Source organism: Pandoraea bronchicola (assembly GCF_902459805.1).
Lineage (GTDB): Bacteria > Pseudomonadota > Gammaproteobacteria > Burkholderiales > Burkholderiaceae > Pandoraea > Pandoraea bronchicola.
The window spans coordinates 495,397-508,829 of record NZ_CABPST010000001.1 but is presented as its reverse complement, the minus strand read 5'-3'; the positions used below and the strand labels follow the sequence as shown (position 1 = coordinate 508,829).

Sequence of the window (13,433 nt, the reverse complement as noted above, 5' to 3'; positions counted from 1 at the left end):
CCATCCCAGGCGGCGGGTGCGGCAGGACATCCCGGGCAGGGTGACGTCGGCGCGCATCCTTCGGGGGATCGCGTACGCTGAGCGCGCCTTTGCCCGCCCCAAAGAACACAGGACTTTACCGTTATGACGCTCCCTCTCGCGAACTCCGGCGGCACCGATCGCCGTCTGCCCGTCACCGTGCTTTCCGGCTTTCTCGGCGCGGGCAAAACCACGCTGCTCAATCACGTGCTGCGCAATCGCGACGGCCTGCGTGTGGCCGTGCTCGTGAACGACATGAGCGAGGTGAACATCGACGCCTCCTTCGTGGAACGCGGTGCGGCCAACGCGGGCGCAGCGCTGTCGCGCACGGAAGAGCGTCTCGTGGAAATGAGCAACGGTTGCATCTGCTGCACGCTGCGAGAGGACTTGCTCATCGCCGTGCGCGAACTTGCGCAGGATGGCCGCTTCGACTACCTGCTGATCGAGTCGACCGGCATTGCCGAGCCGATGCCGGTGGCTGCGACGTTCGAGTTTCGCGACGAGGCCGGTCAGTCGCTCGCCGATATTGCCCGTCTGGACACGATGGTGACGGTCGTCGACGCGTTGCATGTACTCGAGGACTTCCACAGCCTCGACACGCTCGCGCAGCGCGGCGAGGTGGCGGGGGAGGAAGACGAGCGGCGGCTTGCCGAACTGCTGACCGAGCAGATCGAGTTCGCAGACGTGGTGGTGGTGAGCAAGGTGGATTGTGTCGACGCGGCGCGTCTTGATGCCGTCAAGGCGCTGATCACCGGTCTCAATCCGTCGGCCCGCATCGTGCTGGGCGAGCGCGGGCAGGTGCCGCTGACCGAGGTGCTGGGCACGGGGCTTTTCGATCCGGAGCGCGCGGAGCAGATGGCCGGCTGGGCGCAGGCGCTTGCGGGCGAGCACGACTCCGAGGCCGACACGTACGGCGTGACGAGCTTCGTGCTGCGCCAGCGCGAACCGCTGCATCCGGCGCGCTTTGCCTCGTTCATGTCGATGCCGTTCGATGGCCTCATCCGCGCCAAGGGCTATGTCTGGGCCGCGAATCGTCCGGCGTGGGCGCTCGCCTACTCGCGCGCAGGCAACACCGCGACGCTCGAGCCCGTGGGGCATTGGTGGGCGGCCACCGATGCGGATCAGTGGCCGCCGGAAGGCGACCCGCAGCGCGTGGCCATCGAGGCGAACTGGGAAGCACCCTGGGGCGACCGCATCAACGAAGTCGTCTTCATCGGACGCGACATGGATCGCGACGCGATCGAGAAGGCGTTCGACGCATGCCGTCTGAGCGTGGTCGAACTGTCGCTGGGCGACAGTGCGTGGCGCGACGCCGAGCACGCGCTGCCACTGGAAATGGAAAGCGAGAGCGCATGAGCGGCGCGGAATCGGGCAAGCCGCGAAGCGTGCGCGAGCGCCCGCTCAAGCGCACGGCGCAACGCAGTAACCAAAGTCTTGCCGTCGCGCAAACGCGCGCGCAGTTCACGCTGTCGCGCAGCTTCGTGTTCGAAGCCGCGCACACACTGACCCGGCGCGATATCGATCCGCCGGGTATCGACGCGAGCCGCCGCATCCATGGTCATAGCTACCGTGCCACGGTCGAAGTGACGGGCCACCCGCAAGGCGAGAGCGGTATGGTGCTCGACCTTGCCTGCTTGGACGCCGAGCTGGTCCGCGTCAGCGAGCGGCTCGATCATCGTCTGCTCGACGACGTTGCCGGTCTTGGGCCGGCCACGCTGGAAAATCTTTGCGCGTTCATCTGGCGTGCGCTGGCGCCACATCTCACCGGGTTATCGCGGGTGACGGTCAGTCGCGACGCGCGTGGCGATGCCTGTTCGCTCACCACGCGCGACGCCTGACTCACCCGCCTCGCCTTAGAAGTCGGGCGTTTCCACCGGACGCAGGTCGAACACCAGGACTTCGGCGCCGGTGCCGTTCGAGAGCGTGAGCGCGGTTTCGTCGCGCACGCGCACGCCATCGCCTTCACCCAGCGCCACGCCATTCACGCTCACGCTGCCGCGTGCGACATGCACGTAGGCGTAGCGGTTCGGTGCGAGCGTCAGTGTGGCCGACTCATCGCCGTCGAACAGACCGGCATACACCCGCGCATCCTGATGGATGTGCAGCGAGTTGTCGCTGCCGTCCGGCGAAATGATCATGCGCAGACGGCCGCGCTTCTCTTCCGGCGTGAAATGCTGTTGCTGATACTCCGGCGCAATGCCCGTCTGATTCGGCACGATCCAGATTTGCAGGAAGTGCACCGGCGAGGTGGGCGAGTGATTGAACTCGCTGTGTGCCACGCCGCGCCCGGCGCTCATCAACTGCACGTCGCCCGGCTCGATCACCGAACCCGTGCCCATGGTGTCCTTGTGTTCGAGCGCGCCTTCAAGCACGTACGAGAAGATCTCCATGTCGCGGTGCGGGTGCTTGCCGAAGCCCTGTGCCGGGGCCACGCGGTCGTCGTTGATCACCAGCAAATCGGAGAAACCGACTTGCTTCGGATCGTAATAATTCGCGAACGAGAACGTGTGGCGTGAGCTCAGCCAGCCGTGATCGGCAACGCCTCGGTCTGCAGCTTTTCTGATGTCCAGCATGATGGGCTCCTGTGTGTCTTCATCGATTCGTTAAGAGGCTTGGTTGGCCTCGATGAATGTCATTTTAGAGTCCTGACGGAGAACTACAATCTGTCTGGTCTGTGAATAATTGTCATCTGAATTGTGACAATAGGGGGCGGCGAATATTGCCTGCTTTCCGGTGACGAGACGGATGAGTCTTACGGTGCGGGGTGCAAAAGGCCGAAAGGGCCGAAAGCGCCCGCATTGGCGCGCGTACCGCCGCCCGATGTGCGAGACTACGATCCTTCTTTCGCAAGGCCGGTCGGCCGGCCAACGCAGCACGGCTGGCCGACCGGCGGTTATCGGCGCCTCCTGCTCAAGCGGCTCGAGGGCCGTACCGTCTTCTGCCGCACCCCCAACTGGAGATTTGTCATGAGCCGCACCTATGCATTTCGTATCGTCAATGTGTTCGCTGAAACCACCTTCGGTGGCAATCCGCTGTGCGTGTTCGAAGACGGGCGCGGCCTGAGCGACGACGAAATGCGATTGCTGGCACGGCAGTTCAATCTGTCGGAGACGACGTTCATTCTTCCCTCGGAGACGGCCGACGCGCATGTGCGCATCTTCACGCCGGGCTACGAGATGCGTTTCGCCGGGCACCCGACGCTGGGCACGGCTCACGTGCTGCGGGCCATGCGTGCGCTGGGCGACGACGTGATGTTGCAATTCGCCGCGGGCCTCGTGCCGGTCAAGGCCGACGGTGACCACTGGACGTTGACGGCGCCGTCGTCGGGCGAGCCGAAGATCGAGAAGGCGAGCGAGGCCGATGCGGACATCGCCGCGCTGGTGCGATTGAGCCGAGACGATCTCGCGCAATCGCCGCAATGGGTCGACACCGGTGCCGATCAACTGCTGATCCCGCTGCGCGACGCCGACGCTGTCGCACGGGCACAACCCGACAGCGCACGCCTGGAACGCTGGCCGCTCTCGAGCCTCGAGCGCAAGACGGGCTACGTGTTTTCCATCGATGGCGAGAAGGGCGGCGAGTTGCAAGTCACGGCGCGCTACTTCTTCACGACGCAGGGCGGCGGTGTGAGCGAGGATCCGGGCACCGGATCGGCTTGCGCCAATCTTGGCGGCTGGCTGATCGGGCAGGGCTACCCGCTGCCGGTGCGCGCACGCGTGACGCAGGGTGACGCCATCGAGCGTCCGTGCCGCCTGACGCTTGAAGTCACGGCAAATCGGGAGATTCGCGTGGGCGGCAATGTCATCGAACTCGCGCGCGGCGAGGTGCGCCTGTAAGGCGCGCGAGGGACGAGCGCCGTATGTACGCATTGGCAACACAGGTCGAGACCGAGCTGGACATCAAGAAGAGCCGGTTCATCGGCATCGTCATGCCCGTGGCCTCGCGAGAGGCCGCGATGCGCGAGCTCGACGCGTTGCGCGTGCGTTATCCCAACGCCACGCATTATTGCTGGGTGTTGTTGTGCGAAGGGGCGTCGGGTTTCGACGACGATGGCGAGCCCGGTGGCACGGCGGCCAAGCCCATGTACAACGTGCTCATGCACAAGGGGTTGGCGAACGTGTTGGCGGTTGTCGTGCGGTACTACGGGGGCATCAAGCTCGGCGCGGGCGGGCTGACCCGGGCCTACGGACAGGCGGTGAGCGAAGCGCTGAAGCTCGCGACGCTCACTGCTGTCGAGCCCACCACCGAGCCGCGTTACCGATGCGCCTTTGCTCACGAGGCGACACTGCGCCGGCTGGCAGAGCGTCATGCCGCCGAGGTGCTCGACGCCGCTTACGACGACGCGGTCACGCTCAGATTGCGGCTGAAGGCGCGTGACGTGGCGGCGTTCGAGGCCGACGCAACGCAAGCGCTCAGCGGCGCGCTGGCGCGGTGCGACTGATCGGCTATGAACGCCGGCAGTCACACCGGACTCGCGCGGGATGCCGGTGGGGCCGACGCGTTTCCAAAGCGCCCGCCGCACCGCCTTGGCTCGGCGCTTAGCGCACGTTGACGACGCCGCGCATGCCAGCTTCGAAGTGTCCCGGTTCGAGGCAGGCGAATTCCACTGTCCCCGGCTGGGTGAAATGCCACACGAGCGTCTTGCGCTCACCGGGCTCCACTGTCACGGCATTGGGTTCGGCGTGAGACATGCCGGGCATCTGCTGCATCATCTTGGCGTGCTCTGCGAGCGATGCCGCCGTGCCCAGCGTCATTTCATGACGGATCTTGCCGTTGTTGGTGACGACGAAGCGCACTGTGTCGCCGCGACGCACCGTGAGTGTGGCTGGCGAGAAACGCATGGTGTCGCGCATATCGACGTCTACCGTGCGGGTGGCCTGCGCCTCGTTGCCCGGTTCGCCGATGGCGGTTGCCGCACCGCCGTGACTGTGCTGCATGTGCATGGCGTGCGGCTCGTCGGCAAGCGCGGGGGCGGCGAACAACAGCGAGGCGGCGCCGAGAACGAAAGGAACGCACAGGGCATGGGGGAAGCGCGCAGGCACGCGTGAGCGAATCATGATTTGACTCCGGTTTTGCCCGCGTCGGCGGGCTGACGGTGGGTAGAGGGTAACGCTGAAGTGCTGCCCTGCCACGGACTCGCGGCACGACTGGCCGGCGAACGCGGGCCGGTCAAGAAACAGGGCGGGAAGTCGGTTCGACGGGGAACCGAGACGGTGGGCTATCGGCCGGGGCTGGCTTGGCATCCGCAGATGCAGCCGTCGCCCGTGGGTCCGATGCGGGACCGTCAGGCGACGCGGGCTTTCGGAGGGCGCTCGGGCACGGCAACGACGGCGCTGCTGGCCGACGTGCGCAGAAAGGGGATGGCGGTGGACGGCTGCGCGTCCGGCAGGTGGATGACGACACTTGGCGGGAGCGCCGTGCAGACGACGCAGGCGGTGCATGCCGGGCAACGGGTGTGATGGCCGTGCGCATGACCTGACGATGCGGGGTCCGGCGATGTGTTCTGAAGCGCCATCGGATGTGGCGTCACGTCGTCGGCTGCGGCATCGTCATGGTGATGCATGCCGGGCATGGCTTCGCCGTGCCCGGACGTCATCATCGTCTGATGTATGGCCAACATGGCCGTGGCGTGATTGTCGCGCGCGGCCCGCATTGCCGACGCCGATGCCGATGCGGTGCTTCCCGGCGCGCAATGCGTGCGCAGTGCGGCCACGGCCTGCAACGGCAACGTCACGCACAACAGCCACAACACGAGAAGTTTGCGCCAGCGATTCATGCCGCGCAGTCTAGCATCGCCCGCGCGCCGCTCGCAAATCGACGCGAAGGTGCTGCGCACTTCAATGCTCGAACAGATGAAACGCGTCGAAGTGTGCGCGCCAGCGGGAGAGTGCGATGAGATTGACGACACACACCACAGCGACCAGCACGAACAGCGGCGCAGAGACTTCGATAGTGTCGCTGGCGAGAAGCGAGATGAGTGTCAGCCCGATCATCAGTGCCAGCATTCCCCGGTGCAGCCACGCGGCCAGCCGAAGATGCCGTTCGGATTGCGCGACGAGCACCACCAGCGAGACATAGAACGGGGCGGCAAGCAGCGCCAGCACGCACAGGGCGAGCAACACGCCGAGCACGCTGGCGAGCAACTCGTGTCCGTCCGCAGCACTCGATTGCACGCCGACCACCGTTGCGGCGGCGAGATAGAGCACCATCAAACCATCCAGAACGATCGCGAGTCGGCTCATGGCCTTTCTCCGGCTATCGATGACAGGTCAAGCCACACCGCCGCCGCCATGATGCTAGCGCAATCGGACGCTGCGTGAATACGGTAGATCGACACGTTGCCGCTGTCGTCGACACAGAACAGATCGCGCTCGAGATCGGCAGCGATGTCGAGCCGTTGCTGGCATCGGTAGAAGCCCAGCGGGGTGAGGTCCTGAACGAGCGCGGCGAGTGTCTCGGGATAGAGATAGAGGTGTCGCGGCCAGTGCGCATGACGAAACCGGAACTTGCCAACGGCGCCGAGCACATGAGAGACCGTGCCGCCGTGGCCGCGAACGTGCTGCATCAGGCGCCACATGTCGTGCGCCGTGCCGGCGTCCGGCATATCGGGGCGCAGACCGCCAGGAAGGGTGAGGTGTCCCATCGTTCACCCCGCGTAACGCACAACGACGCGAGCGCATTGCAAGCAATGCACCGCTGATGACGTCCACGTATCCACAAACACTCCGTTGACTTCCCGAAAGTGAGTGCCCGGCGAATGTTGATCTTGTGTCTTGATAGTTGCAGAGCGATGCTGCGCGCGAAATCCGCACTTTCGCTTAATCCGTCGGTATGAGGTGTGGCTCGGGGCTGACTGACGATGGGCAGAGCGGCAGAGGGGCAGAGGGACGCACACAAATGGAAACCGGCGGGCTAAGCCGCCGGTTGAGGCCCCATCGGGGCATCGCCAGCCGCGTGTACCGGCGCGGCATGGTAAGGGCCAAGAAGACTTGGCACTTGGGGGTATGGCCGTCATGCACTGAACCACCATCGGTTCCCGGCCGTGCCCATGCAGTTTCACTGCGAGTTGAGTATAGGTCGCTTGCGACGCTCGCGAATCGTCCTTTTGGATGAGCGCATGTCGCGCGCGAACTATCCGGCGTACACGCACTCGAATTGGCGCGCGATTTCCCCTGTGACCGTGGTTTCATCCGCGCCGACTTTGCGTTCTAATGGCACCATTCATAGCCGATTTCGCAAGTGGCGCAGTCCTGCATGGCAACCACGTTGCGCGCCACCGCATCCAGTTAGAACATTCCAACAATGGCAACGAATTCACGACAACGATGGGCCCTGCTGGCTTGCCTTTGCGCAGCGCAGACGGCCTTCGCCGCCGACCAGTGTGAGGGCATCCTGATGCTGGCGAAGAGCGCGCAGAGCGGTTTTGAAGATATCACCGGCCCGCTCGCGGCCAAGAACGAGCGTGGCGAAAGCTATCAGGCCACTTACTCGGTACCCGGCGGCGACTGCAAGGTGTTCCGCGCAACGGGCCTGGCGCCGACCTACGAGTGCATCTGGGATTACCAGAAGATCACGCCGATGGATTTGCGCAGTCAGGCGCAAGTTTTTGCCACGCAGGTCTCTCGCTGCACCCGGGGCGTGACCACGCTGCGCACGACGACGACAAACACGGCCGGTCTGCCCGCCGAATGGCAGAGCGCGAGCAAGAAGTACGCGCGTCCGGTCAACTTCACCGTCACGGCGCAGGATCTGGTGATGCCGCGCGGCGAGCGTTTGCGCGAGATCTCGCTGTCCGTCGAGAAACAAGTCGAAAAGTAAGTCGAGTGTTGCATTCGCCGACGTTGAATACCGTCTCGACGTCGGCAGGGTGGGACGGCCGCGAAGCCCCGCCGGATAAGGCGTTGGCGCACTTCTTCGGTGGCCGTGTTGCCGCCGTTACAAACGGTTGCAGACCACGCCAGGCATTAACACTTTTTCGGTCGACGCTCGTTCGGCTGACCCGGTACAGTCACTCTTGAGGCGTATGGCGCACATGCAATCTGCAGGTGCCGAATGCGTCCCGTGCCAACCGGCCCCACTCAGGGCCGGGTGCCGTGGCTGAACCCAAATGCGTGCCCGACTTCGCTACTGTTTCCTGTTGCTGCTTGTGTGTGCCTACCCCGCCTGGGCCGAGGGTGGGCGTGGGCGCGACGTGCTGGATGTGAACAAAGCATCGCTTCGGGAAGACATCAGCCGTTTCAACGCCGATCGCGGCCGTGGACAGGCGGCCTATCCGAACTGGGCGGCGCCGGCGGAACCGCGCGAGCGTCAGTACACGCCACAGGGCGAGCCGCGTGGCCCGCGCGGCGGCGAAGGCAACCGTCGCCATCGCTAGCCGCCGTCGCGGCACGCTGAGGTTCGCCATCGCCATCGCCATCGCCATCGTCGAGGCCATAGCCGAAACCGATTCCAATTCCATTACGGCGCCCGGTGTCGTCGCCATCCCTTCTTGATGGCGTCACAGCGCCCCGCGAGTTGCCCGGCGTATTTCCGCTTTTTTTTCCCCTCTCCCCTCCCGGATGCACCGAATGTTGCACATGTGCAACATTGAAGACGGCCGACTTTGCTCAAAGACGTCCGCCGGTCGCGCTTAACCTGTGCCGTTTAATCCCGCATGTCGCAGCGAATGTGAGTGATCGCTAACCTGCTCATATAAGGGATATATCGATCTCGTTATACCGGGATTAACAGTGGCGCGGGTGGTCGGCCGATTTTTGTCTCCCCACCATTTCCCGGCCACCTCGTGTGGTGCTTTTTTCGTGCGGCTCCGGCCTATCAGTGCATGGCGGGGCTGTGCGAGAATCACGGCCGTTTATCAGGGAGGCGCTTCTGCAGCAGGCGCCAGCAGGTCTCGCACAAGGCGGGAACAGGCACACAAAATACATAAACCAAGGAGAAGTCAATGAAGCGGAGTATGGCCAAGGGCATTGGCGGGGCACTCGTGTTGGGCGCGTGCATGAGCGCACCGGCATTCGCACAATCGAACGTCACGCTGTACGGTCAGGTCGACGCCTGGATGGGCGCGGTCAAGAACCCGGGGGGCGATCGTGCCTGGACGCAGGGCGGCGGCGGCATGTCGACATCGTACTGGGGCATGAAGGGTAACGAAGATCTCGGTGGCGGCCTGAAGGCTGTGTTCGTGCTTGAGGACTTCTTCCGTCCGCAGAACGGTCAGTACGGCCGCTTCCAGGGCGACTCGATGTTCTCGCGCAACGCCTATGTCGGTCTGTCGTCGGATACCGCCGGCACGGTCACGATCGGCCGTCTCACCACGTCCTACTTCGTCTCGACGATTCTGTTCAACCCGTTCGTCGACTCGTACACCTTCAGCCCCATGGTGTTCCACACGTTCATTGGCCAGGCCGGTCAGGGCATCGTGGGCGATTCCGGCTGGAGCAACGCGGTCATGTACACGACGCCGAACTTCAAGGGGCTGTCGGGTAGCGTGTCGTACGCCTTCGGCAACAAGGCGGGCGAAACCGGCCAGAACAAGTGGAGCGCATCGGCGCTGTACTTCAACGGCCCGTTCGCTGCGACCGTGGCTTATCAGCAAGTCAAGTTCGACGCCGTGCCTGACGACCTCGCCGGCATGGCCGGTTTCCGCAGCCAGCAGGCCCTGCAATTGGGCGCGACGTATGACCTGCAGGTCGTGAAGCTCTTCGGTCAGTATCAGTACATTCGCAACAACATCACCGGCGGGGGCGTGTCGGAGAACGGCGGCCAGCTCGGCGTGTCTGTGCCGCTGGGTAACGGCAGCGTGCTCGCGTCGTACGCGTACACCAAGAGTTCGGGCGCGAGCAACGTCAACCGCAAGACGTGGGCGCTCGGCTACGACTACAACCTGTCGAAGCGCACCGACATCTACGCTGCCTACATGAACGACAAGGTCAGTACGCTTTCGGGCGGCGACACCTTCGGCGGTGGCGTTCGCATGAAGTTCTGATATTCCGGCGCACGCGTACACAAGACGCGTGCCGGGAAGATCGCAGAAGGGGGCAGACGCCGTTTGGCAGGCGTCTGCCCCCTTCGTTCGTTGACCGGTGAGCGATGGGCGCGACACGCCGCGCACTTGCGTCAGTGTGTTTCGCACAGCGGTTCCATGTGCCACCGATTCGACATCTCCACGCTATGATTTGTGCACCGCGCAAGACGGTATTCCCGCCACCTTTCAGCACAAACGGAGTAGAGACGACATGACGATTCAACACGTAGGCATCATTGGCGCAGGCACGATGGGCAACGGCATTGCACAGGCGTGTGCGGTGGCCGGATTGCCGGTGACGATGGTCGACATCAGTGATGCGGCCGTGCAGAAGGGGGTGGCGACGATTGCCGGCAGTCTCGACCGCCTGATCAAGAAGGACAAACTCACTACTGCCGACAAAGAGGCAGCGCTTGCACGTATCGCAACGGCGACCGACTACGCCGCGCTGGCGAAAGCCGATATCGTGATCGAAGCGGCGACCGAGAACTTCGATCTGAAGGTCAAGATCCTCAAGCAGCTCGAGGGCGTGGCAAAAGACGGCGCCATCCTTGCGTCGAACACGTCGTCGATTTCGATTACCAAGCTCGCCGCCGTGGTCGCCAGGCCGGAACAGTTCATCGGCATGCACTTCTTCAATCCGGTGCCGCTCATGGCACTCGTGGAAATCATTCGCGGTTTGCAGACGAGCGACGAGACGCACGCGCGTGTCGACGCGCTTGCACGCCAGCTCGGCAAGTCGCCGATTACGGTGAAGAACGCACCGGGCTTCGTCGTCAACCGCATTCTGGTGCCGATGATCAACGAGGCATTCTTCGTGCTGGCCGAGAACCTCGCGTCGCCCGAAGAGATCGACGAAGGCATGAAGCTCGGCTGCAACCATCCCATCGGACCGCTCGCGCTGGCCGATATGATCGGTCTGGACGTTTGCCTGTCCGTGATGAATGTCTACTACGAAGAGTTTGCGGACTCGAAGTACCGTCCGTGCCCGCTGCTCAAGGAGATGGTTGCCGCCGGATACCTCGGCCGGAAGACCGGACGCGGCGTGTACACGTACTGACGATGGTTTGACCGCCCGGGATCGGCGTACGTGTCGTACCGATCCGGGCGGGAAATGCGCGCAATGGAAGATAGGGAGCGCGTCAACAACGAATCAATTCGATGAAGCGGGTCCAGCGTCCGATAACTCGGTGTCTTCCGACGACGGGCTGTTGCCTCTGCTCTCGGTGTTCGACGTCGATTGACCGGGCGAATGCGCTTCACCGGTCGAGCCTCTCGGGTGCGCCTTGGGGTTGCCCAGCGGACGCGTAACGGAGACGGTATAGGGACTCCCGGGCGTATGTCCGATATCGACGAGTGCCCGGTTGATGATGCGGCCAGCGTCGAATCGGTTGGCCGCACCGGCAAACGAAATGGCTTTCGTTCTGCTCCACGGGTCCAGAAGTATCGTCGAATGACGCGTCAGATACGCGGCTTCCCGGAAGAACTCGTGGCTGATGCCGTCCCGGCGCAGCGGGTGCGGAGGCTGTAGCGTCGAGCGGTCCATCAACGCGATAAGGTGCTCGGATTCCGTGTAAAGCACCATGACATGAGGCGACCGGTTTTGCGGCTTGATCGTGATCATGCGAATCCGGTTTTTCGAGATGCCGTTGTCCAGGAGGAAATGAAAAAGAATTTCAGCGTTCTCCTGACAAAATGCTTCGGTCGAGGGGCCCCACTGGTAATAGAGCGTCGTGATCTCCGACGCAATGCGCTGTTGCTTGACCAGCGGTGCGTCTGGATCAATCTGCTTTTTCATGGCGCCGCGCAGCGCGGCACGATGATTGATGATTGAATTGTCGCGAATGGAATGCAGATCGGCGCGATTTGTTCGTCGCAGATGCAATTCACTTAATTCGGCAAACGCGTATTGAATCGCCTCTTGTACGCCTTCGTCAGGAAGATGACGCACGGCACTGAAAATGTCGTCGTAGCTGGCGGCTATGCTGTCGGGCGGCTGAGCGAGCCGGCTCGGAACACACCCGCCACCGCACATTCGTAACGGCGCATGGGCGTGCCATTGCCCCGTGTTCGCGTCATACGTGACCGGCACTTGCGCCCGGCTTTCGCTGCCTTGGGGCGCGTCGATCAGCCAATGATCGGCACTTATGCCGCGCTGGGCCCGGTAGTAGCCTGCTTCGCCCTTCAGGTAGTAATGCCCATTCACCACGACGACACGCGATGGAACGTCTGCCGGAAGCTGTTCCGCCGGCAGTTGCTGTTCATAGCCACGCAGATGCGCTTGCTCGTCAACGATGTAAAACGGGCTTGCCGGAGCGGGGGCGGGTGCCTGATCAACGGTCGACGGGAAGGGCGCCGCGCGCGCCACTTCTACCGCGCCGGCTGCTTCGTCTTCGACAGGCTCGCTGAACGGATCGCCGGGGTCGACGTTCTCAAGTCTCGGTTCGAGGGGTTTTGCGCCGACACGTTGCACCGGCCGATATTGCGTCACGGGTCTCGGTGCTGAGGGCGAGCCGGCCGGCCCGGACGATTCTGCGTGAGACCGCGATGCCGGACCCAGGCTGCGAGGGTCGCCATATTGCAGAACGCCAGCGATCTTTTCGGCGCTGGGGACCCTGCCGTCCAGTTCGTCCACGGCGATGTCCGCCAGCTCGCCCGGCAGCCGCAACATGCGAACGTTGGGCAGCAAGCCGGTCGCGAGGTCCAGCGTATCGGTTCCGATCTGAACACCGCGGCGCACGCCCGGATCGACCTCCTGACCGCTAAGCGCCTCATAGGCATCCCCCACCGATTCCCCCAGATAGTGGAAGGGCGCTCGCGCGGCAGCCACCGCCTTCAGGAAATCATGAAACGTGTAATCGGACTTGATTGACGATAGCGCCAGGGGCTGAATGATCACGTCGCCGACCTCGGATGATGCCGGGGCGTGCGTGCGAGGCAGTGCTTCAGGCGCGAATGTCGCGGCGACCGCATAGTCTGCCAGATGCTCCGGGGCGGGGCGCGGCTCGCGTTTCGGCACCATGCCCGCAGCGGGTGTTGCGAGATTCGCCACGAGCATGATCGCAAACGCGGCGGGCCAGACGGTCCCCTCCGGTCGCTTGCTGCTCACGCTCCGCTCGCGACGCACTGCGGCGCGAGAGCCTGCGTCGGAGCGCACGCTGCGCGCGCCGCGAAAGGTATGCGGAAAACCTGCTGCGGCATTCGGCTGGCGTCTGACAAACTGGATTTCACTTGGTAGTCCGTAACATGTGTGAATGCTTGAGGCGCGGTGGTGCAAAGCAAATGGCATGAGTTTCTCCGAAGCGCCCGATGAGCACCATGTGCCGGGGCTGACATGCAATGAATACGCAGGGAAATTCGCTGCCGCGCTCGCCATCATCAGTGAGGCGTGCAA

General features: G+C 63.6%; 14 protein-coding genes. 8 read left to right on the top strand and 6 right to left on the bottom strand.

Translation table 11 applies throughout. The features are described 5' to 3' along the window. Positions 1–123 precede the first annotated feature (123 nt). Entirely contained in the window at positions 124–1,374 is a 1,251-nt protein-coding gene (locus tag PBR20603_RS02310; protein ID WP_150557918.1) for a GTP-binding protein, read from the top strand. Then, positions 1,371–1,856 carry a 6-pyruvoyl trahydropterin synthase family protein gene (locus PBR20603_RS02305; protein WP_150557917.1) on the top strand — a complete coding sequence of 162 codons (486 nt, stop codon included), beginning with the start codon at positions 1,371–1,373 and terminating at the stop codon, positions 1,854–1,856. The genes PBR20603_RS02310 and PBR20603_RS02305 overlap by 4 nt, the downstream gene beginning before the upstream one ends. A 15-nt stretch (positions 1,857–1,871) precedes the next feature. Here PBR20603_RS02305 and PBR20603_RS02300 read toward each other — a convergent pair whose 3' ends face one another. Further along, complete coding sequence (locus tag PBR20603_RS02300) at positions 1,872–2,591, bottom strand: pirin family protein (RefSeq protein ID WP_150557916.1); 720 nt, start codon at positions 2,589–2,591, stop codon at positions 1,872–1,874. A 393-nt stretch (positions 2,592–2,984) separates the two neighbouring features. Between PBR20603_RS02300 and PBR20603_RS02295 the strand changes: the two genes are divergently transcribed. Further along, positions 2,985–3,854, top strand: a complete 870-nt coding sequence (locus PBR20603_RS02295; protein WP_150557915.1) for a PhzF family phenazine biosynthesis protein — start codon at positions 2,985–2,987, stop codon at positions 3,852–3,854. Between the two features lie 23 nt (positions 3,855–3,877). Next, on the top strand, positions 3,878–4,459 hold the full coding sequence (locus PBR20603_RS02290; RefSeq protein ID WP_150557914.1) for an IMPACT family protein: 582 nt from the start codon (positions 3,878–3,880) through the stop codon (positions 4,457–4,459). 97 nt (positions 4,460–4,556) lie between these two features. On the opposite strand, the gene PBR20603_RS02285 is transcribed toward PBR20603_RS02290, so the two are convergent. From PBR20603_RS02285 to PBR20603_RS02270, 4 genes are all read right to left on the bottom strand, one after another. Next, positions 4,557–5,075 carry a cupredoxin domain-containing protein gene (locus PBR20603_RS02285; protein ID WP_246174331.1) on the bottom strand — a complete coding sequence of 173 codons (519 nt, stop codon included), beginning with the start codon at positions 5,073–5,075 and terminating at the stop codon, positions 4,557–4,559. Between the two features lie 227 nt (positions 5,076–5,302). Then, positions 5,303–5,794, bottom strand: coding sequence for a hypothetical protein (locus tag PBR20603_RS02280; RefSeq protein WP_150557913.1), 492 nt, complete (start codon positions 5,792–5,794; stop codon positions 5,303–5,305). A 61-nt stretch (positions 5,795–5,855) separates the two neighbouring features. Continuing rightward, positions 5,856–6,260, bottom strand: a complete 405-nt coding sequence (locus PBR20603_RS02275; RefSeq protein ID WP_150557912.1) for a hypothetical protein — start codon at positions 6,258–6,260, stop codon at positions 5,856–5,858. Further along, positions 6,257–6,661: a hypothetical protein gene (locus PBR20603_RS02270; RefSeq protein WP_150557911.1), complete on the bottom strand. Its 405-nt coding sequence runs from the start codon at positions 6,659–6,661 to the stop codon at positions 6,257–6,259. The genes PBR20603_RS02275 and PBR20603_RS02270 overlap by 4 nt, the downstream gene beginning before the upstream one ends. A 659-nt stretch (positions 6,662–7,320) precedes the next feature. Between PBR20603_RS02270 and PBR20603_RS02265 the strand changes: the two genes are divergently transcribed. The 4 genes from PBR20603_RS02265 to PBR20603_RS02250 all read left to right on the top strand — a co-directional run bounded on the left by PBR20603_RS02265 (position 7,321) and on the right by PBR20603_RS02250 (position 11,099). Beyond that, a complete protein-coding gene (locus tag PBR20603_RS02265; RefSeq protein ID WP_150557910.1) occupies positions 7,321–7,836 on the top strand; it encodes a hypothetical protein in 516 nt (171 codons plus the stop codon). A gap of 289 nt (positions 7,837–8,125) precedes the next feature. Beyond that, complete coding sequence (locus PBR20603_RS02260) at positions 8,126–8,392, top strand: hypothetical protein (RefSeq protein ID WP_150557909.1); 267 nt, start codon at positions 8,126–8,128, stop codon at positions 8,390–8,392. Positions 8,393–8,959: 567 nt separating this feature from the next. Then, on the top strand, positions 8,960–10,000 hold the full coding sequence (locus PBR20603_RS02255; RefSeq protein WP_150557908.1) for a porin: 1,041 nt from the start codon (positions 8,960–8,962) through the stop codon (positions 9,998–10,000). Positions 10,001–10,250: 250 nt separating this feature from the next. Next, entirely contained in the window at positions 10,251–11,099 is an 849-nt protein-coding gene (locus tag PBR20603_RS02250; protein ID WP_150557907.1) for a 3-hydroxybutyryl-CoA dehydrogenase, read from the top strand. 93 nt (positions 11,100–11,192) lie between these two features. Here the strand turns inward: PBR20603_RS02250 and PBR20603_RS02245 are convergent, their stop codons facing one another. Next, positions 11,193–13,148 (bottom strand): hypothetical protein, encoded by a 1,956-nt coding sequence (locus PBR20603_RS02245; RefSeq protein ID WP_150557906.1) that lies wholly within the window; start codon positions 13,146–13,148, stop codon positions 11,193–11,195. Between the last annotated feature and the right edge of the window lie 285 nt (positions 13,149–13,433).

What these genes read in the sequence shown, in the direction of transcription:
- PBR20603_RS02310 (WP_150557918.1), top strand. Translation starts at nt 124, where the DNA reads ATGACGCTCCCTCTCGCGAACTCCGGCGGCACCGATCGCCGTCTGCCC.
- PBR20603_RS02305 (WP_150557917.1), top strand. Translation starts at nt 1,371, where the DNA reads ATGAGCGGCGCGGAATCGGGCAAGCCGCGAAGCGTGCGCGAGCGCCCG.
- PBR20603_RS02300 (WP_150557916.1), bottom strand. Translation starts at nt 2,591, where the DNA reads ATGCTGGACATCAGAAAAGCTGCAGACCGAGGCGTTGCCGATCACGGC.
- PBR20603_RS02295 (WP_150557915.1), top strand. Translation starts at nt 2,985, where the DNA reads ATGAGCCGCACCTATGCATTTCGTATCGTCAATGTGTTCGCTGAAACC.
- PBR20603_RS02290 (WP_150557914.1), top strand. Translation starts at nt 3,878, where the DNA reads ATGTACGCATTGGCAACACAGGTCGAGACCGAGCTGGACATCAAGAAG.
- PBR20603_RS02285 (WP_246174331.1), bottom strand. Translation starts at nt 5,075, where the DNA reads ATGATTCGCTCACGCGTGCCTGCGCGCTTCCCCCATGCCCTGTGCGTT.
- PBR20603_RS02280 (WP_150557913.1), bottom strand. Translation starts at nt 5,794, where the DNA reads ATGAATCGCTGGCGCAAACTTCTCGTGTTGTGGCTGTTGTGCGTGACG.
- PBR20603_RS02275 (WP_150557912.1), bottom strand. Translation starts at nt 6,260, where the DNA reads ATGAGCCGACTCGCGATCGTTCTGGATGGTTTGATGGTGCTCTATCTC.
- PBR20603_RS02270 (WP_150557911.1), bottom strand. Translation starts at nt 6,661, where the DNA reads ATGGGACACCTCACCCTTCCTGGCGGTCTGCGCCCCGATATGCCGGAC.
- PBR20603_RS02265 (WP_150557910.1), top strand. Translation starts at nt 7,321, where the DNA reads ATGGCAACGAATTCACGACAACGATGGGCCCTGCTGGCTTGCCTTTGC.
- PBR20603_RS02260 (WP_150557909.1), top strand. Translation starts at nt 8,126, where the DNA reads ATGCGTGCCCGACTTCGCTACTGTTTCCTGTTGCTGCTTGTGTGTGCC.
- PBR20603_RS02255 (WP_150557908.1), top strand. Translation starts at nt 8,960, where the DNA reads ATGAAGCGGAGTATGGCCAAGGGCATTGGCGGGGCACTCGTGTTGGGC.
- PBR20603_RS02250 (WP_150557907.1), top strand. Translation starts at nt 10,251, where the DNA reads ATGACGATTCAACACGTAGGCATCATTGGCGCAGGCACGATGGGCAAC.